This window comes from Micromonospora sp. NPDC050397 (genome assembly GCF_044901685.1).
GTDB lineage: Bacteria > Actinomycetota > Actinomycetes > Mycobacteriales > Micromonosporaceae > Micromonospora_G.
On sequence record NZ_JBJDPS010000001.1, the window covers coordinates 891242 to 913484 of the forward strand.

Annotated in this window: 17 protein-coding genes; 14 read left to right on the forward strand and 3 right to left on the reverse strand. The window is 70.4% G+C overall.

Annotated elements, in window-relative coordinates; translation table 11 throughout:
* Positions 1–74: 74 nt before the first annotated feature.
* The 3 genes from ACI2K4_RS03440 to ACI2K4_RS03450 are packed head-to-tail and all read left to right on the forward strand — an operon-like array spanning position 75 to position 4358.
* The gene (locus ACI2K4_RS03440) at positions 75–1259 is read left to right on the forward strand and encodes a radical SAM protein (protein ID WP_404508378.1); all 1185 of its coding nucleotides are present in this window, start codon (positions 75–77) and stop codon (positions 1257–1259) included.
* On the forward strand, positions 1252–3600 hold the full coding sequence (locus tag ACI2K4_RS03445; protein ID WP_404508379.1) for an AMP-binding protein: 2349 nt from the start codon (positions 1252–1254) through the stop codon (positions 3598–3600). The genes ACI2K4_RS03440 and ACI2K4_RS03445 overlap by 8 nt, the downstream gene beginning before the upstream one ends.
* Entirely contained in the window at positions 3597–4358 is a 762-nt protein-coding gene (locus ACI2K4_RS03450; RefSeq protein WP_404508380.1) for an SDR family NAD(P)-dependent oxidoreductase, read from the forward strand. Before ACI2K4_RS03445 ends, ACI2K4_RS03450 begins: the two co-directional genes overlap by 4 nt.
* A 42-nt stretch (positions 4359–4400) precedes the next feature.
* On the opposite strand, the gene ACI2K4_RS03455 is transcribed toward ACI2K4_RS03450, so the two are convergent.
* The gene (locus ACI2K4_RS03455) at positions 4401–5099 is read right to left on the reverse strand and encodes a PIG-L deacetylase family protein (RefSeq protein WP_404508381.1); all 699 of its coding nucleotides are present in this window, start codon (positions 5097–5099) and stop codon (positions 4401–4403) included.
* Positions 5100–5378: 279 nt separating this feature from the next.
* On the opposite strand from ACI2K4_RS03455, the gene ACI2K4_RS03460 reads away from it, so the two are divergent.
* From ACI2K4_RS03460 to ACI2K4_RS03510, 11 genes are all read left to right on the forward strand, one after another.
* Positions 5379–6914, forward strand: coding sequence for an alkaline phosphatase family protein (locus ACI2K4_RS03460; RefSeq protein WP_404508382.1), 1536 nt, complete (start codon positions 5379–5381; stop codon positions 6912–6914).
* Between the two features lie 11 nt (positions 6915–6925).
* Entirely contained in the window at positions 6926–7195 is a 270-nt protein-coding gene (locus tag ACI2K4_RS03465) for an acyl carrier protein (RefSeq protein ID WP_404508383.1), read from the forward strand.
* A 3-nt stretch (positions 7196–7198) separates the two neighbouring features.
* Positions 7199–8569 carry an alkaline phosphatase family protein gene (locus ACI2K4_RS03470; RefSeq protein ID WP_404508384.1) on the forward strand — a complete coding sequence of 457 codons (1371 nt, stop codon included), beginning with the start codon at positions 7199–7201 and terminating at the stop codon, positions 8567–8569.
* 56 nt (positions 8570–8625) lie between these two features.
* Positions 8626–9432, forward strand: a complete 807-nt coding sequence (gene cysD / locus ACI2K4_RS03475; RefSeq protein WP_404508385.1) for a sulfate adenylyltransferase subunit CysD — start codon at positions 8626–8628, stop codon at positions 9430–9432.
* Between the two features lie 7 nt (positions 9433–9439).
* On the forward strand, positions 9440–10738 hold the full coding sequence (locus ACI2K4_RS03480; protein WP_404508386.1) for a GTP-binding protein: 1299 nt from the start codon (positions 9440–9442) through the stop codon (positions 10736–10738).
* Positions 10735–12117, forward strand: coding sequence for an alkaline phosphatase family protein (locus tag ACI2K4_RS03485; RefSeq protein ID WP_404508387.1), 1383 nt, complete (start codon positions 10735–10737; stop codon positions 12115–12117). The genes ACI2K4_RS03480 and ACI2K4_RS03485 overlap by 4 nt, the downstream gene beginning before the upstream one ends.
* 14 nt (positions 12118–12131) lie before the next feature.
* Positions 12132–13949, forward strand: a complete 1818-nt coding sequence (locus ACI2K4_RS03490) for a B12-binding domain-containing radical SAM protein (RefSeq protein WP_404508388.1) — start codon at positions 12132–12134, stop codon at positions 13947–13949.
* A complete protein-coding gene (locus tag ACI2K4_RS03495) occupies positions 13943–14836 on the forward strand; it encodes a hypothetical protein (RefSeq protein ID WP_404508389.1) in 894 nt (297 codons plus the stop codon). Before ACI2K4_RS03490 ends, ACI2K4_RS03495 begins: the two co-directional genes overlap by 7 nt.
* A gap of 183 nt (positions 14837–15019) precedes the next feature.
* The gene (locus ACI2K4_RS03500; RefSeq protein WP_404508390.1) at positions 15020–15907 is read left to right on the forward strand and encodes a glycosyltransferase family 2 protein; all 888 of its coding nucleotides are present in this window, start codon (positions 15020–15022) and stop codon (positions 15905–15907) included.
* The gene (locus ACI2K4_RS03505; protein ID WP_404508392.1) at positions 15904–17112 is read left to right on the forward strand and encodes a DegT/DnrJ/EryC1/StrS family aminotransferase; all 1209 of its coding nucleotides are present in this window, start codon (positions 15904–15906) and stop codon (positions 17110–17112) included. Before ACI2K4_RS03500 ends, ACI2K4_RS03505 begins: the two co-directional genes overlap by 4 nt.
* A complete protein-coding gene (locus tag ACI2K4_RS03510; RefSeq protein WP_404508393.1) occupies positions 17109–18173 on the forward strand; it encodes a Gfo/Idh/MocA family protein in 1065 nt (354 codons plus the stop codon). Before ACI2K4_RS03505 ends, ACI2K4_RS03510 begins: the two co-directional genes overlap by 4 nt.
* A 144-nt stretch (positions 18174–18317) precedes the next feature.
* Here the strand turns inward: ACI2K4_RS03510 and ACI2K4_RS03515 are convergent, their stop codons facing one another.
* The gene (locus ACI2K4_RS03515; RefSeq protein ID WP_404508394.1) at positions 18318–19982 is read right to left on the reverse strand and encodes a carbamoyltransferase; all 1665 of its coding nucleotides are present in this window, start codon (positions 19980–19982) and stop codon (positions 18318–18320) included.
* Between the two features lie 284 nt (positions 19983–20266).
* Positions 20267–22084: an endonuclease/exonuclease/phosphatase family protein gene (locus tag ACI2K4_RS03520; protein WP_404508395.1), complete on the reverse strand. Its 1818-nt coding sequence runs from the start codon at positions 22082–22084 to the stop codon at positions 20267–20269.
* Between the last annotated feature and the right edge of the window lie 159 nt (positions 22085–22243).

Genomic DNA, 22243 nt, shown 5'->3' on the forward strand with positions numbered 1-22243 from the left:
AACAGCCGCTTTCCCTCTCATCGGTTTCCGCGTCCACCCGATGGAGCGGCGGCCCGCGCGAGGGGATCTCGACGATGATTGAATCGCTCGTCGGCAACGATCTGGTCGTCAACGAAGACTCCTGCAACCTCAGCTGCACCTACTGCCTGACGGGTCAGAGCAATCTCAAGGAGTCGCACAACGAGCAGTTGATCTTCGGCCCACCGGTCAAGGACCGGTTCACCCCGGGGTCCCTGCTCGGCACCCGCCTGCCGCTGATCGACAAGCGGATCGACCAAACCTTCGGTGTGCCGCTGCTCAAGGTCACCGGCGGTGAGATCTTCCTGGTCGCCGGGATCATGGACTTCCTGCGTGAGCAGGCCGCACATCACGAGGTGCTGGTCGTGCAGACCAACGGCGTGCTGGTCCGTGAGGAGCACCTGGCCGAGTTCGCCGCCTGGGGCAACGTCGTCCTGCAGGTCTCACTCGACAGTCATCTGCACACCGGCAACTCCTACCGGGTCGCGACCGAGTCGTTGCACCGCAAGACGATGCGCCACATCGAGGCCATCCTCGACAGCGGGCTGCCGGTCGAGATCTATTCGGTGCTCAACGACCGCAGTGTCGTCGAGATGGAGCAGTTCGCCGAGTGGCTGACCGCCCGCGAGCACCGGCCCGTCTACTTTCCTTTTCCGGTCCGCGGTCCCGACGCGGAGCAGTTCAAGGTACGGGCCGACCAGGTTGCCCACATCGAGCGGTTCGTCCAGCGGTACGACGACTTCGCCGCGATCCTGCCGCCGATGGCCTATTTTCAGCGGCTGATGAGCTTCTACAACAACGGTAAGCGCATATTCCGCTGCCACCTGCCCCGGCTGGTTATTTCGACGTTCAGCGACGGCATGATAACCCCGTGCCCCAACATCTGGTTCTCGAACATGGGCAGCATGATCGAGGACGGCTATGCCAAGTCCCTCGAGGACGTCGGCACCAGCGGCATGTACCAGGCGCTGCTCGCCCCACGCCCCCGGTTGAAGGCGTGCCACGGATGCTTCACGCCGTGGGACACGTTGTCGATGTACTTCGAGGACGAGATCACCCTCGATGAGCTCTGCGCCGCGCCGACCTACTCGCCGCCGGTCATCCGTGCCCTGTTGGAGCAGCGCAAACGCGAGTATGACGAGGGCGTGAGGGCGGGTGTCGACCCGGACACCAAGATCGCCATCGGATCACCCCAGTGGGACGACCCCGAAGGTGTGCGGGTCGAGGCCGGCTATGCCTGAGGTCGCGGCGGTACCGTACCCCGCCGTGGTCGACCTGGCCGGCGGGGTCCGTCCTGGTGAGGTGGTCGCCCTCGTCGTACCGAACGGGCCACTGTGGCTCGCCGGCTACCGCGCGCTGCTCGCGGCGGGGGCGGTGCCGCTGCTCCTCGACGCCGACGTGCCCGCGCCCGAGCTGACCCGCTGGCTGGCCCTGGCCGGCGGCACCCGGACCCTGTCACCCGACGGCGGCGGCGATGGCGAGGGCGAGGGCGACGGCGACGGCGACAAGAACCGCCTGTGCCTGACCGGCCCGCCACCCGCCGATCGCCTCCACCCCAACGGGCAGCCCGAGGGTGTCGCCCCGGACACGTCCGGGTCGAACGGCGAGTCACGGGTGCTCCTGTGCACCTCCGGTACGACCGGCGCGCCGAAGGTCGTCGCCCGGTCGTTGGCCTCACTCGACGCCGAGGGGCGCCGCCACGCGGCCTGGTCCGGGCTCACCCGCGATGACACGGTCGCGCTCCCGCTGCCGATGTGGCATGCCTACGCGTTGGGCTGGGTGCACGCCGTCGATCAGGTCGGCGGTGAGCTGGTCGCGATGGCCGCGAGTGCGCTCGGGCGCTGTCAGCAGGTGATCAGGGACGGGGCGACGGTACTGGTCCTGGTGCCGAGCGTGGCGTCGCTCCTGGCCCAGCGCATCCCGCCCGGATCGGCGCACGATCACCGGCTTCGCCTGGCCATGGTCGGGGCGGGTCCGGTGACCGAGTCGCTCGACCAGCGGTTCCGGGCGGCCTTCGGCATCGGGCTGGCCCGCAACTACGGCTCCACCGAGACCGGGGCACTGTTCAGCGGCGCACCCGGGCTGCCGGAAGGGTGCGTCGGCGAGCCGCTGTCCGGCATCGAAGCCCAGGTCGTCGACCCACACGGACAGCCCCTGCCCGCTGGCGACGTCGGTGAGCTTCGGGTCCGCGTCACCGACTTGCCCGCCGACAAGCCCGACGGGCAGGTCCGCGTTGCCCACCCGCCCGGCGACGAGCCCGACGGCAACGACCAGGCGGCCGACGGCGGGGCGCCCCGGGACGGCTGGCGGCGAATGGGGGACCTCGCCGTCTTCGACGAACACGGGCTGCGCATCGTCGGCCGCAACTCCAGCGCCATCCGCCGAGGCGACCGCTGGATCGCCCCCGAGGAGATCGAAGCGGTCCTCCTGCGCCACCCGGCCGTCGTCGACGCCCGGTGTGTGCCCGTACCGGGCCACGGCGGTGCGACCAGCCTCGAAGCCGAAGTGGTCGCCGTCCGCGCCGACGCCACCGACCTTTCCGACCTGCGCGCCCATCTGGCGGCCAACCTCTCCGCACACAAGACACCCCAACGGGTACGCGTGGTCGGCGAGGTGGTACGCGGCGCCTCCGGCAAACGCCTCCCGCCGCGCTCCTACGCCCTCGCCGACTCCGCCAACCTCGTCGAAGCCGCCCAGGCGTACAAGCGCAGTGAGCTTCTCTTCGCGCTGCTGCGCCTCGGCGTCCTGGACCTCCTGGCGGCCGGGACGGCCGACGCGTCCTCGATCGCCCAGGCGCTCGACCTCGACGCGGGCGCCTGCGAACTCCTGCTCCGGACCGCCGTCGAACTCGGCCTGGTCCAGGTCGCCGCGCCGGTGGCCCCGGAGCAGCGGGTGGACGCCCTTGCCGAGCAGACCAGGTCCATCGTGGAACTCGAAGCGGCCCTCTCCCGAAGCTGGGTCAGCCGGGAGAAGCTCGGCGACGTCGCCTCGGTCGGTCTCCGGCGGCGGGCCTTCGAGAACGCGATCGTCGACGACGGGTTTCGCGACCTGTACCAGCGCGCCATCCACTCCCGTGCGGCACACCGACGGGTGCGCGTCGGGCTCGCGATCGGCGGGTACCGGGCCGGTGACCGGCTGCTGGAGGTCACCTGTGGACCGGGCCGGTACGCCGCCGCCTGCCCGCCGGACACCAGCAGGCTGCTGCGGGTCGGCTGGCTCTGGACCTCCGACGGGCCGCCCGTCGCGCCGCCCCCGGAGCCCGGCGACCGATTTGATCTGGTCGTCGTCTCCAACGCCGTGCACCTGACCGGTCCCGGCAGCGACCTGGTCGACCTCTCCTCCCGGCTGGCGCCCGGTGGTCGGCTGCTGATCGACGACGTGTACCTCGACGCGGACGGCGTACCCACGACGGTCCGGCTCGACTGGCTGACCCACGGCGGCCTCTTCTGGCCCACCGTGGGGACACTGACCGCCGGGCTCACCCGCGCCGGCCTGGCGACCCGTCGCGTCGTGCACACCGGAACCCCACCCGCCACCCTGATCGTCGCGGCGGCCGAACCGCCGGAAAGCGAGCGAGCATGAGCCCGGCCGACCTGTCCGGCAAGGTTGCCCTGGTCACCGGCGTCAGCGGGTATCTCGGCGGCGCGATCGCCCGGACCCTGGCCGGACGTGGCGCGACGGTGGTCGGGACGTACCACCGGTCCGCGCGGCGCGCCGAGGATCTGGTCGCCGAACTCCGAGACAAGGGCGGACAGGCCCATGCCGTCGCCGCGGACCTCGCCGAGCCGCGCGCCTGCGCCGACATCCTGGCCCGGGTCCGTGCGGCGGCCGGGCCGCCGGAGATCCTTGTCTGCGCGCACGGCGGCACCGAACGACGCGGGGTCCTGGAGACCCGGGACCGCGACTCGGCGGCCCGGCTGTGGCGGGTCAACGTCGACGCCGCCGTCACGGTCGCCGGGCTCGCCGCGAAAGCGATGATCCGCCGACGGTCCGGGCGGATCGTGCTGGTCGGCTCCCGCGCCGGGATCGCCGGTATGCCCGGCCAGGCGGACTACGCGGCGGCCAAGGCGGCGCTGCAAGCATGGGCAGCCAGTGCGGCGTGGGAACTGGGCCCGTTCGGCATCACGGTGAACGTGGTCGCGCCCGGCGCGATGGAGGCCGACCCGCTCGGCCCGGCGGTCTACTCGAAGGAGGAGAACGAGGTGGCAGCCGGTCGTACGGCAGCCCGCCGACTGGGCACGGCGGCCGAGGTCGCCGCGACGGTCGCGTTCCTGGCCAGCGCCGGCGCGGCCTACGTCACCGGGCAGACGATCGCCGTCGACGGCGGTGCCCGCTGGTGACCCGCCGCTCACCGGTCACGGTAACGGACCCGAGCGGTACCGTCAGAGCACCCCGGTTCGACCGGCCGGTCCCCACTCCTGCCACCGCGCACCGCGATCGTCGTGCCGGGCGTAGCGGGACAGTGCCCTGGTGAACGGGATGCCACCGGCGAACATCGCCTCCACCTGGGTGCGGTAGGCCAGCGCGGCGCGCAGCCAGATGCCGAACTCGACCGGATAGTCGCGGGGGACCAGGCCGTCCGGTGGCGGCGGACCGTAGGGGAACTCGCGGTAGTAGCGCAACCGGTGCGGCGCGGCGAGCCGGTCGGCGGCGTGGCGGACGATGGCGTGGTCGACGTGGGTGCCGACGCCGAGTGGTGCGATGACCAGATCCGCGGCGCTGACGTACGGCGCCAGGGCAACGGAGACAGCCTGTGCCAGCGGTTCGTCGGCCGGGTGCGGGGCTCGGCGCAGGGCCAGCATCGAGCGGTAGAGCGGCTGGCCGGTGTCGGCGGTGCGCATCGCCGCCTCGGTGAAGCCGAGACTGGCCCGGGTCACCCCACAGATCGCGAGCGCGATCGCGTCCTCGTCACGACGGACCGACATCGGCGTGTCCACCCGTGCCCGGGTGGCCGGGGTGCCGTCGGCGTCGAAGACGGTGGCCACGGTGACCGGTGTGCCGATCGCCGCCCAGGCCGAGAGTGCCCCGCCGCAGGACCACACCGCGTCGTCTGCGTGCGGGCTGATCACCAATACGTTCATGGTGGTCGAACCTCGTCTACGAATCGGAACAACCATCAGTCGCGAGTGTGAATCCGGGGCGCGCGGTGTTTAGCGTAGGGCGTCGCCGGGGCGGGTGTCCAGCATCTGACCCATCCGGTCGTGGCTGCTCAGATGGTGTGCGCCCGGTCGCTGGCGAGAGCTTGTGGTCGTGGTTGGAAGTGGTCACGCCGAAGCTTTGATATTCGATCAGATTCATCCATAGCATCCGATGCAAATAGCCGAGTAGCTATTTGGAATCGCCATGCCAAGGGAGCTGCCGTGTCCGACGCCGGTGTCATTCCACCGAAGGCGCTGATTCTGGGGATCGACGGTGGGAGCCTGGACGTCATCGAGCCGCTGCTGGCACAGGGGCTGCTGCCGAACCTCGGGACGCTGCTCGGCGTCAGCCTGCACGGTGCCACCACGACGACCTGGCCGGCCCACACCGCGCCCGGATGGACCACGTTCGTCACCGCCCGGCAGCCGGGCGGTCACGGGATCTACCAGTTCTTCGACACCCAGCATCCGGAGTACGGCGACCGCATCGTCGGCAGCGGCGACTTCGGCTGCTCGACGGTCTGGGAGTGGCTGGCCCGGCAGGGGCTTTCGGTCGGGCTGGTCAACGTACCGATGTCGCACCCCCCGATCGACGTGCCCGGCTACCAGGTCACCTGGCCCCTGGTGCAGACCCTGCGGTACAGCCGTCCCAGCGGCCTGCTCGGCGAGCTGAGTGCCGCCGGCGCCCCGTTCACCTCGGACCTGCTCACCATGTACCAGGGCGACCTCGGCTACGCCGACTTCGCGGTCGCCAACGTGCACGCCCGGAGCCGCTCGATCCGGCATCTGCTGACCACCCGCCCGGTCGACGTGGTGATGGCCGTGCTGACCGAGGTGGACCGGGTCTGCCACCACTACTGGCACTTCGCCGACCCGTGTCACCCCCGCCACGACCACGCCCCCCGGGACGACGACTGGGCGCAGGCGATCCGGCGGACGTACGCCGCTGTCGACGAGATGGTCGGCGAGGTTCTGGAACTGGTCGGTGACGAGACAACCGTGGTCGTCGTCTCCGACCACGGCTTCGGCCAGGGCCGCCAGCACGTCGGGGTGAACACCGTGCTGGCCGAGGCCGGGCTGCTGGCCACCCGCTCCGCTGCCAACCCGTACGCGAGCTGGTTCTCCGCCGAGGGCCGGACGGTGGACTTCGCACGCACAGCGGCCTACATGCCGACGCCGGGGTCGTACGCGATCAATTTCAACCTCGACGGGCGCCAGCGGGAGGGCCGGGTCACCCAGCGCGACCTTCCCGCGCTGACCGAGGAGATCAGCGGCATCTTCGCCGGGCTCACCGATCCGCAGTCCGGACGCAGGACGTTCGCGGCGGTGCTACCACGCGCCGAGGCGTACCCCGGTGCGATGGGTCATGCCGCGCCGGACCTCCTGCTGGTTCCGGCGGACCAGGGGGTGCTCGCCGACCCGTCGATCGGTGGGGACGTGTGGCGGTCCAGCTACCAGAGCGGGATGCACCGCTACAGCGGGATGTGGGCGATCCGTTCGCCTCGGGTGACGCCCGGGCGCCACCCGGATCCCGTGGCACTGCACGACGTGATCCCGACGCTGCTGCACGACCTGGGGCTGCGCCAGCCCGGGTCGGTCGCGGGCCGGCCGATCCCGGCCGTCACGGCACAGCACCCGGATGTTCAGCCCTACCTGCCCGACGTGGCGTCGGTGCGGACACCGGGTGACCCCGACCCGCGACGTGTCCGCGACGACGACCTCACCGCCAAGGCGCTGGCCGCAATGGGATACCTCTAGAGGAGCGAACGATGGCACAGACGGAAACCAAGGACAGGCTCCGCAAGACACTGGTCGACGCGCTGCGACTGGACCGGGATCCGGCGACCGTCCCCGACAGTGATCTGCGCCAGAAGCTGGACATCGACTCCATCGCCGCGCTGGAGCTGCTGATCTGGGTCGAGAACGAGTTCGGCATCCAGATCGACGACGAGGATCTCAGCGTCGCGCTGGTCGACTCACTCGAGACGCTCGCCGCCTACGTCGACGCCCGCCTCGCGGCGACCTCTGGAAAGGCCTGATCGATGGCGCGCAGCCGGGCGATAGTCCTGATCGCCGAAGGTGTGGAGACGAGCCTGGTCGCCCGGTGGGGTCCGGAGAGGCTGCCGAACTTCCACCGCCTGTTCGCCGAGGGCGCGGGCGGACTGATGCACTCCGAATTTGTCCCGTACGAGCCGTCGGGCCTGTTCACCGCGTTCACCGGCGTCGAGCCGGCGACCCACGGCTGCTTCTCCTACTGGGAGGTGCACACGCCGGACTACGTGCCACGGGTGCTGGACAGCGGCGACAGCCGCCGGCCTTTCCTGTGGCACCGTCCGGAGCTGGGGGACCGGACCGTCGCCGTGATCAACGTCTTCGGTACGCACCCGGTCCAGCCGGTGAACGGGCACGTCATCAGCTATCCGATGCGCAGCACCCTGCACGCCTGCCATCCCCGCGACCTGCCCATCCAGCTTGCCGAGGTGGGTATCAAGCCGGTCCACGACGTCACCGTCTGGTTCGCCGGGCAGCCCAAGTCGGAACGCGTACCGCTCATCCTCGGCGCGGACGAGCAGCGGGCCGCCGCCGCCCTGCACCTGCTGCGCGGCGGGCTCGGCACTCCGCCGGACCTGACCATCGTCAACATGACCGCGATCGACCGGCTGTCGCACTTCTACTGGCAGGAGTTGGAACCGGGCAGTCAGGTCGCCGAGGACGACCAGGCGATCTTCCAGGCGTACCAGCTCTGCGACCGGTTGCTGGGCGAGCTGCTCGACCTGGTCGACGGATCGACGAGCCTGTTCTGCTTCTCCGAGATCGGCTTCGGACCGCTGCGGTCCTACCAGTCGGTCAACGACGTGCTGGCCAAGGCTGGCCTGCTTACCTATGCCGCCGACGGGGTCATCGACTTCACCAGGACTCGGGCCTTCGAGGCGGTACAGGGCGCGGCCGGGGTCAACCTCAACCTCGTCGGGCGCCAGCGGGACGGCGTGGTGACGGGGGCGGAGTACGACTCCGTCCTGGCCGAGGTGCGGGCCGTGCTGACCGAGTACGTCAACCCGCTCACCGGCAGGCTCTTCCTCGCCGACGCCATCCCGCGCGACAAGATCCATACCGGGCCGGCCATCGAGGAGGCCCCTGACCTGATCATGGAGCCCGCCGACTGGCGCTACCTGGCCTTCGGCGACATGTACTGGGTGTCGCGGGTCACCCGGTGGCTACAGAGCGGCTGGCACCGGCGCGACTCCTTCTGGGGAGGCGTCGGTCCGGCGTTCGTCCCGGGTTCGGGCGGCGCGGGCAGCCTGACCGACGTCATGCCGACGATCGCGCAGATGCTCGACCTGCCCGCCTTCGCCGACACCTCCGGAACACCGCTCGGGCACGCCCCTGGCGGCCCCGCCCCCACCTGGCGCTGAACCCACCCACCCGACGATCCCCGACCGACTGTTGCCGCCGCGAAGGAGACGACGCCATGAGAGCTGCCCTGCGGGAGCTGGAGAACGAGGCCGTGCACCTACTGCGTGAGGTGCAGCAGCGGTTCGAGCGTCCGTCCCTGTTGTGGTCGATGGGCAAGGACTCCACCACCCTGCTCTGGCTGGCACGCAAGGCGTTCTTCGGCGAGATCCCCCTGCCGGTGTTGCACATCGACACCTCTTACAAGTTCCCGTCGATGTACGCGTTCCGCGACAAGATGTCGGCCGAGTGGGGCCTCGACCTCAGGGTGCACCGCAACGAGGCGGCGCTCGCGTCCGGAATGGGGCCGGGCGTGGGGGGCAAACTCGCCTGCTGTACCGCCCTGAAGACCAACGCCCTGCAACAGGCGATCAGCGGCGGCGGCTACGACGCGGTGATCCTCGGCATCCGGGGAGACGAGCACGGGGTACGCGCCAAGGAGCGCACCTTCAGCCCGCGTGACGCCTCGTTCTCCTGGGACTACCAGAACCAGCCGCCCGAGTTCTGGGATCTGCACCAGGCCGCGGTCAGCGACGACGGGCACATCCGGGTGCACCCGCTGCTGCGCTGGCGGGAAGTCGACATCTGGGAGTACATCGAGGCCGAGGCCATCCCGGTGCCCGACCTGTACTTCGCCGAGGACGGCCAGCGATACCGCTCGATCGGCTGCGCCTGCTGCTGCTCACCGGTGCGGAGCAGCGCTTCGACCGTGGTGGAGATCCTGCTCGACGTACGCCGGTCCACCGAGGGCGAGCGCGCCGGACGCGCCCAGGACAAGGAGGACGCCGAGGCCATGCAGAAGCTCCGCGCCCTCGGATACATGTGAGGCGGGCATGATCGACCAGGACGAACCCGACCAGGACGTGCGCGAGTGGCGCGCGGACACCCTACGCGTCGCCTTCGTCGGCGAGGTCGACCACGGCAAGTCCACCCTGCTCGGGCGGATCCTGCTGGACGCCGGCGCGATGACCCCCGACCGCCTCAACGCCCCCGTCCTCGACGGCGGCCTGGCGTTCCTCCTCGACGGGCTGGCCGAGGAGCGCAACGGCCTGTTCACCCTGGACACCGCCCAGGCCGTCATCGAGCAGGACGGACGGCGGCTGACCCTCATCGACGTGCCGGGCCACCTCGAACTGCTCAAGAACATGGTGACCGGGGCGTCCACCGCCGACGTCGGGGTCGTCGTCGTCGACTGCGAACAGGGGATCGTGCCGCAGACCAAACGGCACATGCGCATCCTCGAACTCCTCGGCGTGACCACCTGCGTCTGCGCGGCGACCAAGATGGACCTGGTCGACTACCGGTCAAACGTCTACGACGACCTCGCCGCCACCATGGCCGCCGTCGCCGCCGAGTGCGGTATCCAGCTCGTGGCGACCGTCCCCGTCAGCGCCATCGACGGCACCAACATCACCGCCCCGATCCCGCCCGGCCACCCGCTGTCCTGGTACGCCGGCAGCCACCTCGTCGAGACCCTGCACGCCCAGGGCCAGCGTCGGGCCGAGTTGGCTCGGCTGCGGTTCGCCGTCCAGACGGTCCTGAACCGGGGCGGCAGCCCCCTGGTCGTCGGTCGGATCGAGAGCGGCCTGCTGCGGCCCGGCCGGGAACTTGTCGATCCGCGTACCGGGGCCACCTGTCAGGTCACGTCGATCGAGCGCTTCGGCGAACCGCCGCTGGCCGTGGCCGGTCCCGGCGACAGCGTCGGCCTGCGTATCGACGGCACCCCACCCCCGTCCGGCGCGATCCTCGCCCCCGGCGACGAACCCCTGAGCCTCGGCGACCTCTGGTACGCCCGCGTCCTCAACGTCGCCGACCGTGATCTCGCCGGTGGCGAACGGTGCGAGGTCCGGTTCGCCAGTGCCTCCGTCAACGGGCACATCGAAGGCATCGACCAGCGCTGGGAAAGTTCGACGTTCGAGCCCTGCCCCGACGGTCAGGTGATCGGCTTCAGCGAGATCGCCGCGATCCGCATCCGGCTGGCCGAACCGGTCGCGGCCGACAGCCTGGTCGACTGCCCGCCGGTCGGCCGGTTCATGCTCTGCGACGCGGCGGGCGAAGCGGTCGGCCTCGGGGTCATCGACCGGGTCGCCGGTGGCGCACCGGTCACCGCAGAGGCACGGGTGCCGCGATGACCGGCCGAGCGGACGACATGCTGGTGATCGGGCTCGACGGCGTACCGCACTGGTTGTTGCGCCAGCTCGCCGACCGGGCGGTCATGCCCCACCTCGCCAAGCTCCTGCCACAGGCGACACTGCGACCGCTGCGGGCGCCGATCCCGGACATCAGCTCCACCTCCTGGGCCAGCTTCCTGACCGGTGCCGACTGCGGGACGCACGGCATCTACGGCTTCGTCGACCTGCGACCCGGCAGCTACCAGACCTACTTCCCGAACCTGCGGGACCTCAGGGCCACCCCCGTCTGGCAGCCCGTGGGCGCCAGCGGCCGGCGCAGCGTGGTGCTCAACGTGCCCGGCACCTACCCGGCACCGCCGATGCGGGGGGTGCTGCTGTCCGGCTTCGTGGCACCCGACTTCGACCGGGCGGTCTACCCGCCCGAGGTGCGCGGACCGTTGCGGGACATCGGGTACCAGCTCGACGTGACCGTCGGCGACGTGCACGCCGACCCGTTCGCCTTCATGGACCGCGTCGACGCGGCACTCGCCGCCCGCCGGGAGGCATTCCGTCACATCCTCGACACCGCCGGCCCGACCGGCGGAGCGGACGCCCAGCTCGCGGTCTGCGTCTACACCGAGACCGACCGGGTGCACCACTTCCTGTGGCGTGACCTGATGGACGAGAACTCGCCGGTCCACGGGCGGATCCTCGAGTTCTACGGCCGGCTCGACACGGCGGTGCAGGAACTCGCCGAACGGGCCGGCGACGGCGCCCTGATGATCGTGAGTGACCACGGGTTCGGCCCAGTGACCACGCAGTTCCACATCAACGCCTGGCTGCGCCAGGCCGGGTACCTCGCCCTGCCACGCGACGCGGGATCGCTGACCGAGATCGACGAGACCACCACCGCCTTCGCCCTCGACCCGGGCCGGATCTTCCTCAACCGCGCCGACCGGTTCCCGCGCGGGCGCGAGCTGCCCGTCGACGAACTCGTCGAGGAGATCACCGCCGGGCTGCTGGCGCTGCGGCGCACCCCCGACGGCGCGGTCACCGACGCCCGGGTCGGCGAGCCGGTCGTCGCCGAGGTGCTGCGCGGCGTCGATCTCTACCAGGGCCCGTGTCGGGAGGCCGCCGCCGACCTCGTCATCGTTCCGGCCCCCGACGTACAGGTACGGGGAAGCTGGGCGGTCGACGAGCTGACCGTCGACGGCCCGCTCACCGGAACCCACACTCGCGAGGACGCGCTGTTCTGGCTCCGTGGCGATCACGGCGCCGGGACGGTGGAGATGCGCGACGTCGCCCCGACGGTGCTCGGCCACCTCAGGATAGCGCCTCCGCCGAGCATGGAGGGCCGCGACGTGTCGAGCCGCGGACGCAGACAGCCCCATCGGACATAGGAGTGGATATGACCGTGGATCTTCCCCTCGTGCCGCGTCGGGCCAAGCCGGGCGAGTTCACCATCGGGTTGGACGAACGGATCACCGACCCCGCGTCGATCCGGGTCAGTTTCATCATCCTGCTCGACGGCGACCTGGTGATGTCGCCCGAGCACCTCGGTGTCGGCTACATGGCCGCGGTACTGCGTCAGGTCGGGGTGACCTGCGACATCCGCGAAGTCGAACACGGTGACTACAGCGCGATCGTCGCCGAGATCGCCGAGGCCCGACCGCAGATCATCTGCTTCACGCTGATGAGCCTCAACGTGCCTAGCTGCGTCGAGTTCAGCCGCCAGCTACGGCTCGCGTACCCCGAGGGTCTGATCGTCTGCGGCGGCCCCGCCGGGACCTTCACCGGGACCGAGGTGCTCCGCGTCAACGCCGACGCGGACCTGGTCGCCATCGGCGAGGGCGAACCGGTCATTCTCGACATCGTCGAGCGCGTCGCGCTCGACGGCGACCTCACCACGATTCCCGGCATCGCCTACCGGGCCGGGGACGGGTCGCTGCGCCAGAATCCCCCTCGACCGCTCATCCACAACCTCGACGTGCTGCCCTACCCGGCCCGCGACCAGCTCGTCGACCACGGCAACAAACTCGAGTACGTCCGGGTCAGCACCAGCCGGGGCTGCGTGGCGCAATGCACCTTCTGCTCGGCACCCAACCTCGGCAACCGGGTGCAGGCCGGCAAGGCGTGGCGGGGCCGCCCGGCATCCTCGGTCGTCGACGAGGTCGAGTTGCTGGTCAACACCCACCGCTTCCGGACGCTCGATTTCGTCGACTCGACCTTCGAGGACCCCGACGGTGGGCGGGTCGGCAAGAAGCGGGTCCGTGAGATCGCCGAGGGCATCCTCGACCGGGGTCTGGACATCTACTACAACATCTGCATGCGGGCCGAGAACTGGGCCGACACCGCCGACGACCACGACCTGATGGACCTGCTGGTCAGAAGCGGACTGGAGAAGGTCAACGTCGGTATCGAGTCGGGCGTCGCGTCCGAGCTGGTGCTCTGGGAGAAGCGCGCCACCGTCGACGACAACGTACGCATCATCCGGATGCTTCGCGAGCACGGCATCTACCTGGCCATGGGCTTCATCCCGTTCCACCCGTACGCCACCGTCGAGACCCTGGTCGAGAACGCCGACTTCCTGCGCGCCCACTCCGGGCACAACCTGCGCCGGCTCACCGAACGTCTGGAGGTCTACCCGGGCACCGGGATCCTGGCCCGGATGACGGAGGACGGCCTGGTCGGGGAGAAGTACGCCGCGACCCTGGACCCCTACGACTACCGGTACGCCGACGAGCGCGTGCAGCGCCTCGGCATCCATTTTGCCTCGCTCTACAACAACGACGACTACCACCAGCGTGGCGTGATCACCGGGCAGTCCGCGGTCTTCGAGTTCGAGACCTTCAACGTGGTCGTGCAGACCTTCGTGTCCCGCCTCTACCGCCGCTTCCACACCAACCCCGCGGCCGTGGAGGTGCTGGAGCGGTTCAAGGACTTCCTGCACACCAAGCGCCAGGCGATGGGGCAGGCCAACTACGAGTTCTTCATGGAGAACCTCACCGATGTCCTCGACGACCGGCTCGACGAGGCCAAGCGCCACCGTCAGGTCGCCGCGATCGAGACGCGGTTCCGCGAGGCCATCGACCGCATCCGGGGCGAACAACTGCGGGTCGGCATGGCGCTGCACCGCCTCGGGCTCGACGTCTCGTCGATCAGCTCGACCATGCCAGAGGTGACCCCGGGCGGAGCGCCACGAAGTTACAACGGCGGCGCCCCGACATGGTGACCGAACCAACCCCACCCGACCACGGGCCAGCGGACGTCGCCGTCTGTACGCTGACCTCGGTGGCGCTCGCCGCCAGGCTGGAATCGGCGTCGAGGGTTGCCATCGCGGCGTCGATGGCAACCGCCAACCTCGGCATCGAACAGCTCGTCATCGGTGCGCTGAGCACGCCGTACCTGCGCCACCTCGTCGTCTGCGGGAGCGACTCGCCGCTCTTCCGCCAGGGGCAGAGCCTGCTCGCCCTCGCCGCGAACGGGTGCGACCGAGACGGGACCATCATCGGGGCGGTCGGCTACCGGGCCCGGGTCGCGGGGCTTCGGCCGACCGTCGTCGGCGAGTTCCGGCGGCGAATCACGGTCCACGACCTGATCGGCACCGACGACCCGGCAACGCTCGTCGGCCGGATCGGGCGACTACCCCGGCTGCGCGCCATCGCGCTGCCCGACGGGCTGGAGGCGGAGCTCGCCGCCAGCGGGAGCCGGCTGCGGCAGGTCACCGGGATGCGACCGCGGGTGCCGATCGCGGCGGCGGGGGAGGGATTCTTCGTGATCGACGTCGACCATTCCACCCGCCGGATCAGGGTGCGCCACTATCGGGACGACCTCGCTTCCGGGCACGAGATGACCGGGCGAAGTGCGGAGGCGCTTCTGCTGCGGATCCTCGGGCTCGGCCTGGTCCGGGAGAACACCCACGCCGGATACCTGGGCGCGGAGTTGACAAAGGCGGAGACGGCGGCCCGGCTGGGGTTGTCCTACCACCAGGATCGGCCGCTGCGCCCGGCCACCGGCCGAGAACCCGACCGGCTCTCCTCGACGGTCTCGCCGCAGACGCCGGCCCGGCACACCGACACGAACCTGTCAGAGCACTTGCGGGCACATCGACGCCCGTGACACCGGATGTTGATCGCGAAATCCTGGATCTACGTCGAACCGATACCCGAAGGCCAGCCGAAGGGAATGGACGTCATGGCTCGCACGCGCGCAAAGACGGTGTTCAGCGGCCTCGAATGGGGATGAACCCAGGGAAAAGGGCGCGGCACACCCGAGAAGGGCAGGCCTTTGCGAACAAGCATCGTGATACCCACCCGGAACAAGGCGGCGGCCCTTCGCACGACCCTGGCCGGGGTCCAGCGTCAGTCCCACACCGACTTTGAGGTTGTTGTCGTCGTGGACGGCGCGACCGACGACACCCTGGCCGTCATCGCCGGGGCCGCCGAGCAGGGCCTCGGTCCTCGGGTCGTCCAGCTCACCGGGGTCGGCCGGGCCGGTGCCCGCAATGCCGGTGCCCAGGCCGCTGACGCTGACCTGCTGATCTTCATCGACGACGACATCGTCGTCCCGCCGCATTTTGTCGCGGCACACATCGCGGCCCACCTGGAGGGCACCGATCAGCCGATCGGGAGCGCGCAACCCGGTGCGGAAGTCGTCGTGCACGGCCCGCTGCGGGAGCTGCCCGGCGCCGCCCGGCTGATCGACGCCGCACCCGACGACCCGTACCCGGCGGCGGTCGGGGGTGGCTTCGGGCGTACCTTCGTCAATGCCCTGGAACGCCTCGTGGTCGACATGGCCGTGGGCAGGGCGCCTGCGGTGGCCCCGTGGCTGGCCTGTGTGGGAGCCAACGTGTCGATGCTCAGGTCGACCTGGCAGCGCCTCGGTGGATTCGACGAGTCGTACGGTCAGCTCTGGGGTTGCGAGGACCTCGAGCTGGGCTACCGGCTGATGCTCGACGGCGCCACCTTCCACCTCGCCGACCGGGCCGACGGCATCCACCTCTCCCACCCGCGCCCCCACCGGTGGGAGGAGCACGACCTCAATCTGCGGCGGTTCATCACCCAGCACCGCGACCCGGCAGTCATCGCCCTACCCGAACTGCTCTCCGGCGACGGCAGCACGGCCGGATACCTGCGGGCCGTTCGCGCGGACCGGTGGCTTCAGTCGAGCAATCGAGGAGAATCATCATGACGCTGGCCATCGACGGTGGCACCCCGGTCCGGCGAGAGCCCTTTCCGGCCTGGCCCTACCACGACGACACCGAACGTGCGGCGCTGATCCGCGCCCTCGAACAGGGACAGTGGTGGCGAGCCGGCGGTAGTGAGGTCAACGAGTTCGAGCGCGAGTTCGCCGACTTCCACGGCGCGCCCGCCGCGCTCGCGGTCAGCAACGGCACGCACGCACTCGAACTCGCCCTGGAACTCATCGGCCTCGCCCCGGGCGAAGAGGTCATCGTGCCCGCGTTCACCTTCATCGCGACATCCAACGCGGTCGCCCGCCTCGGTGGCGTCGCCGTGCCGGTCGACGTGGACATCGACACCTACTGCCTGGACGCCGCGCGGTTGGAGGCCGTGCGCACCCCGCGTACCAAGGCCGTCATCCCCGTCCACATGGCGGGCCAGGTCGCCGACATGGCCGCCATCGGCGACTGGGCCAACCGCCACGGCGTCACCATCATCCAGGACGCCGCGCACGCCCACGGCGCCACTTGGGAAGGCAAGCGGCTCGGCGAACTCGGCAGCGTCGCCTGCTTCAGCTTCCAGAACGGCAAGCTGATGACCGCCGGCGAGGGCGGCGCGGTGCTACTGCCCGACGAGGCATGGTACGAGGAGGCGTTCGTCCGCCACAGCTGCGGGCGCCCGATCGGTGACCGGGTCTACGCCCACCGCACCCCGTCGTCGAACTTCCGGCTCAACGAATTCAGCGCGGCCGTCCTGCGCGCCCAGCTCGCCCGCGTCGCCGAGCAGACCGCGCGTCGCGAGGCCCGGTGGAGGGAGCTTTCCGTGGCGCTGTCGGGCATCGACGGGGTCCGCGCGCAGGGGCGCGACGCCCGCTGTGACCTCAACCCGCACTACATGGCCATGTTCACCCTGGAACACGAGGACGTGGACCGCGCGCTGGTGGTGGAGGCACTGCTGGCCGAGGGCATCCCGGCCTTCGTCAACTATCCACCCGTCTACCGTACGCCCGCGTTCTGGGCCGGACCGGTCCACGGGCTGCCCGGCGTCGAGGACCTCGCCGAACGCTGTCCGGCCAGCGAGAAGATCGGCACGCGGGGCATCTGGCTGCACCACCGTACGCTGCTCGGCTCCTCGGAGGACACCGCCCAGGTCGCCACGGCACTGGCCAAGGTGCTCGCGGGGATCTCGACCCGACAGCCCACGGGGGCCCGATGAGGACCGTGGTCGTCGGGCTGGGCTGGGTGGCCACCGAGGTGTGGCTGCCCCGCCTGCTGGCCCACCCCGCGATCACCGTGGTCGGGGCGGTCGAACCGACCGTCGCCGCGGCCGGGCGCGCGGCCGGTCTCCTCGGCGACCTACCGGTCCATGCCGACTACCGGGACGTGCCCGTCGACGAGGTCGACCTGGTCTTCGTACTCACTCCCAACCACACGCACGCCGAGATCGCCGAGTGGTTCCTGCGGCGGGGGCGCCGGGTCGTCCTGGAGAAGCCGAACTGCACCCGGGTCGACGAGATCGACCGGATCGCGGCCGCTGCGGCTGACGGCGGCGGATCGCTGGCCCTGTCGGCCGCCGCACGCCACCGGACCGACGTGTCCGCGCTGCGCGACGTCGTCGCCTCCGGCCGGCTGGGCACACCGCGACTCGCCGAACTGAGCTGGGTACGCGGCCGAGGAATCCCGCAACGTCACTGGTTCACCGACAGCGCCAGCGCCGGTGGGGGAGCACTCGTCGACCTCGGCTGGCACGTGCTCGACGTGGCCCACGACCTCTGGGGCCCGGTCCGGGTACGCGCCGCCGTCGCCACCGCCACCGCGGACTTCCTGCGCCGACGGGATGGAGCCGCGCTCTGGCAGCCCTCCTCGGCCGCTGCTCCCGCCGGTGCTCGGGCCTGTGCGGGCGATGTCGAGGATCAGCTCACCGGGCTGGTGACCACCGACAGCTACGCGCTCGGGCTACGGTTCGCCTGGGCGTCACACGAAGAGGTCGACCGGACGACGATCACCCTGCACGGCACGGACGCGTCGGCGCGGCTGCGTACCACGTTCGGCTTCAGCCCGCACCGGCTGCCGAGGGCGTCCCTGCGTGTCCGCAGCGCGGGGGAGGTCGAGGAGGTGGCGCTGCCGGACACCACGGTCGGCGCCGAGTACGACCGGCTCCTCGACGACCTCGTGACCGCCGACGACGACACGACAACCAAGCGGTCGCTGGACTGCGTACGCGACGTACTGTCGATCGTGGAAGCCTGCTACTCGTCGGCCGCGCCCGTACCCTGAGCGCAGATCCTGGACCTGCGGGTCGACGGCGGTCCTCGGTCGGTGGCCGGCGCGGTCGGGGTGGCGCGGCGATCCTGGGCCCGACCCGACCGCGCCGGCCGCCGGCCCGTGTCTCGGCCAGGTCGCTACGCCACCCGCCGGGGTTCAGCGATAGTTGTCACGGTGTGGGTGCTTGAAGAGCCGGTCACCGATGACGATGTAGTCGAGCCGCATCGACACGAAGGCGGTGACCGCGTCCTCCGGGGTCTCCACGATCGGCTGACCGGCCACGTTGAAGGACGTGTTGAGCACCACGGGAACGCCGGTACGGGCGGCGAAGCGGGAGATCACCGCGTACAGGCGGGGGTTGGTGGTCTCACCGAGGGTCTGCACCCGGGCCGTACCGTCGACGTGTGTGACCGCGGGGATCGCGTCCGGCTGTAGCACGTTGGCGACGATCAGCATGTAGGGCGATTCCTGCGTGAGATCGAAATACCGCGTCGTCTGCTCGGCCAGGACGATGGGCGCGTACGGGCGGAACCACTCCCGGAACTTCACCTGGTCGTTGAGCCGGTCCTTGACGTCGGCCGGGTACGGCGCGGCCAGGATGCTGCGGTGCCCGAGTGACCTCGGACCGAACTCCGATCCGCCGTCGAACCACGCGACGAAGGCTCCCGCTTCGAGAAGCCCGGCGACCCGGTCGGGCAGGTCGGCGCACTCCTCGGCGACCAGGCCGCCCTTGCTGATCGCCTCGTCGATCCGCGACTGCGGGTAGACCGGGCCGAGATAGGCGTCGGTCAGCCGGGGCAGGTCGGCGATGGCCCGACCCTGGAGCCGGTGCGCGGCGTAGTAGGCGCAGCCCAGGGAGATGCCGTTGTCACCGGCGGCGGGCACCACGAAGACGTGCTCGAACGGCGTCTCGCGCAGGATGCGCCCATTGGCGACGCTGTTGAGCGCCACCCCACCGGCGAGGCAGAGTCTCGTCGCCCCGGTACGAGCGTGCAGCGCGCGGGCGCAGTGCAACAGCGCCCGCTCCAGCGCCTCCTGGGCCGCACGGGCCAGAGCGGCCTTGACCTCGAAGTCACCATCCGCGACAAGCTTGGCGAAGGTACGGTCGACCTCGTCCGCGGAGATCTGCAACTGCCCTTCGGGCAGGAACGAGATGAGCCCGACAACCTCGTCCACGAACCGGGTGTCGCCGTAGGGGGCAAGCCCCATGGTCTTGCCGTCCTCGCTGACCGGGTAGGTCTGCGAGTCGTCGACGCTGTAGGAGAGCCCGATCGCCAGGCTCGCGCTGCGGTAGAACTGCCCGAGGGAGTTGTCGGTCGACCCCGGCTGGTAGTACGCGGACTCGCTCGTCGCCTCCACCTGGTGCGCACCGCTGACCTTGTCGAGCAGCGTGATCCCCTCGGAGTTGCCCTGGTAGTAGCTGATCGTCTCGGCGACCCGGTCTGACCCGCCGACCCGCTGGCCGGAGAGCAGGCTGCCGGAGTTGTCACAGACGAGAATCGCCGCGTCGGGATAGCCGGACGCGACAAACGTGCTGTAGGCGTGGGCCAGGTGGTGGTTGATCCGGACGAGCCGGTCCCGGTAGGCGTGGGTGAACGTACGCGGCACCAGGTCGCAGGCGACCACGTGCCGGACATCGCCGGGCACCTCGCCCAGCGCGTCCAGTACGGTGCGCCGGCTGGCCCCGGCGAGCAGGTCGGAGCCGACGCCGTACTTGTGCCGGGTCAGCCGTTCCTCGTCGATCGCGACGACCCTGTCGTCGCGAATCGCGCATGCCGACCAGTCATGGCCTGAACCGCCTAGACCGAGGACCGTCGTCATCGAAGACTCCCTTGGTATGTCCGCGCGTTCGTGGGTGCGCTGATCGCGTGAGACGTCGCCTCATCAGGTGGGTGGGCTGTGACTTGGATGCTATGAGCTGCGTCGATCGGGTTCAAAGGCTCCGCCTTGAGCGCTTCCACTCACGGCCACAAGCGTCGCGACGAGTCTCGGGCGACAGGCCCGTCGATCGGGGCGTCCCGACGCGGTCACGCAACGACCCGTCCGTACGCGGCGGCGACGGCGCGGGAGAGGACTCCCACGCCGCCGCCGGGTGCCGCCCAGGGTCAGTTGAGCCGGAAGACGGTGAGGACCGCCGCGTGGTCCGAGGTCCAGGCGTTGGCGGACGGGTTGGACTGGGAGGGGCTGCCTTCCCACACGGCGTCGGAGGACAGGACGGTGAGCGGCCCCTTGTAGTGGATGAAGTCGATGCGGTCCTGGGGTTCGGGCTCGCCGGCGTGGGAGTCGTAGCCGTAGCCACCGGTGAAGGTCTTGTAGACGGGGGACCAGGTGGCGCCCGGATCGGTCGAGGGGTTGGGGCGGGCCTGGCGGTAGGAGTCGACGAGGCCGGCGTTGGCGGGGACCGTGGAGGTGGGCCACGGGACGGCTCCGTAGCCGCAGCGGGAGTTCGTCGACGTCCAGTCGAGGTGGGACGGGGCGTTGAAGTCACCGGTCAGCAGCACGGGCGTGGCCGAGGAGCCGCTGAGGTCGGCCGACATCGCGGCGATGATGCTGTTGATCTGACCGGTCCGGCCCGAGGCCGACTCCCGGTTCAGGAGCTGCTGGGTGCTCATGCGTCCGAAGCAGGCGTCGTACGGGCCGTACGGGGTGTAGCCGAGGTGGGCGCTCCAGAGCCGCAGCGAACGGGAGCCCAGGTCGATCCTGGCGGCGACGGCCGAGCCGGCGACGGTGGGCGTCGTGGCGGTGATCGGGTAGCGGCTGAGCACGGCGGTGTCGGAGTTCTGGAAGTACGACCAGCCCAGCGACGCGGCGAGGGTCTGGGCGGCGCTGCCCTGGTTCTCCTGGATGCCGACGACGTCGATGTCCCGTTCGAGCAGGAACTTCAGCTCCTTCTCCAGGCCGCCGGAGACCGCGGTGCCGCCGTGCCAGAGGTTCCAGCTCAGCGCGTTGAACTGCGGGACGAGCGCACCGGACTGCACGCGGATCGTCACCGTCGCGTCGGCGGTGCCGGACGCGGTGGTGGCGCGGATGCCGAGCGTGGCACTGCCCGCCGTGGTCGGGGTGCCGGTGACGGCACCGCTGGAGGAGACCGTGGCCCACGCCGGCCCGGAGGTCTTGGCGAAGCTCAGACGGGTGCTGTCTCCCTGCACGAGCCCCTGCACCGTCGCCGAATAGGCGGCGCCGACCTTGGCGTTGCGCAGGGTGAACACCGAGGTCGGGAAGCGCGGGGCGGCATTGCTGGTCAGCCGTAGCGTGGCGGGCTGGGCGAGCCAGGTGTACCCGTCGTTGAACAGGTAGTAGACGATGTAGTCACCGGCCGCGAGACCCGATGTGGACAGCGCGGCCGATCCGCTGGAGCCCGTGGTGTAGGTCCAGCTCAGCGACGGTCCAACGTACGTCTGGTCAACCGGCCCGTTGCCGGGGTTCCGGTAGAGCCCGACCCAGTTCTTGGCGTTCGGCTTCGACGTCGTGTAAGTGAGCGGGATCGGCGTGCCCGCGGCGACCGTGGTCGAGCCGAGGGTCAGGGTGCCGGGAAGCGCGGCGGTCAGGCGTACCCGAACCGGCTGCGCGAGCCAGGTGTACCCGTCGTCGTAGAGGAGGTACAGGACGTAGGCGCCCGGGGCGAGCCCCGTGGTGGGCAGGGTGCCGGAACCGTTGGCCGAAGGCGCGTACGCCCACCTGGTCGACGGCCCGGCGTTTGTCTCGTTGACGGGTCCGTTGCCCGGATCGGTGTACAGCCCCACCCAGTTCTTCGCGTCGGGTCGGGGCGTGGAGTAGCTGAACGAGAGGTCGGTGCCGACCGCGACGGACGGCGACGTCACCGTCAGCGTCCCGTCGGCGGCGGCCCGGGCGGGCTGGGCCGGCACGGCGACGGAGAGGGCGACGGAGAGGACGGACAGCGCCAAGGGGAGCAGTCTGCGCATCTGGGCTCCTGAGGATCGAACAACGGCAATTACCGTGATCGTCAGCAGCCGGCATGCATGTGGCGTGACATCCCGGCCACACCCGGCCAAACCACAACCCAACGGTGCCGGACGTCCCCACTGACGTTCGCCAACGTCCACCGCCGGTTCGGCCGGCGA

Coding starts and splice junctions, on each gene's coding strand:
- ACI2K4_RS03440 (WP_404508378.1), top strand. CDS start 75: ATGATTGAATCGCTCGTCGGCAACGATCTGGTCGTCAACGAAGACTCC.
- ACI2K4_RS03445 (WP_404508379.1), top strand. CDS start 1,252: ATGCCTGAGGTCGCGGCGGTACCGTACCCCGCCGTGGTCGACCTGGCC.
- ACI2K4_RS03450 (WP_404508380.1), top strand. CDS start 3,597: ATGAGCCCGGCCGACCTGTCCGGCAAGGTTGCCCTGGTCACCGGCGTC.
- ACI2K4_RS03455 (WP_404508381.1), bottom strand. CDS start 5,099: ATGAACGTATTGGTGATCAGCCCGCACGCAGACGACGCGGTGTGGTCC.
- ACI2K4_RS03465 (WP_404508383.1), top strand. CDS start 6,926: ATGGCACAGACGGAAACCAAGGACAGGCTCCGCAAGACACTGGTCGAC.
- ACI2K4_RS03470 (WP_404508384.1), top strand. CDS start 7,199: ATGGCGCGCAGCCGGGCGATAGTCCTGATCGCCGAAGGTGTGGAGACG.
- cysD (WP_404508385.1), top strand. CDS start 8,626: ATGAGAGCTGCCCTGCGGGAGCTGGAGAACGAGGCCGTGCACCTACTG.
- ACI2K4_RS03480 (WP_404508386.1), top strand. CDS start 9,440: ATGATCGACCAGGACGAACCCGACCAGGACGTGCGCGAGTGGCGCGCG.
- ACI2K4_RS03485 (WP_404508387.1), top strand. CDS start 10,735: ATGACCGGCCGAGCGGACGACATGCTGGTGATCGGGCTCGACGGCGTA.
- ACI2K4_RS03495 (WP_404508389.1), top strand. CDS start 13,943: ATGGTGACCGAACCAACCCCACCCGACCACGGGCCAGCGGACGTCGCC.
- ACI2K4_RS03505 (WP_404508392.1), top strand. CDS start 15,904: ATGACGCTGGCCATCGACGGTGGCACCCCGGTCCGGCGAGAGCCCTTT.
- ACI2K4_RS03510 (WP_404508393.1), top strand. CDS start 17,109: ATGAGGACCGTGGTCGTCGGGCTGGGCTGGGTGGCCACCGAGGTGTGG.
- ACI2K4_RS03515 (WP_404508394.1), bottom strand. CDS start 19,982: ATGACGACGGTCCTCGGTCTAGGCGGTTCAGGCCATGACTGGTCGGCA.
- ACI2K4_RS03520 (WP_404508395.1), bottom strand. CDS start 22,084: ATGCGCAGACTGCTCCCCTTGGCGCTGTCCGTCCTCTCCGTCGCCCTC.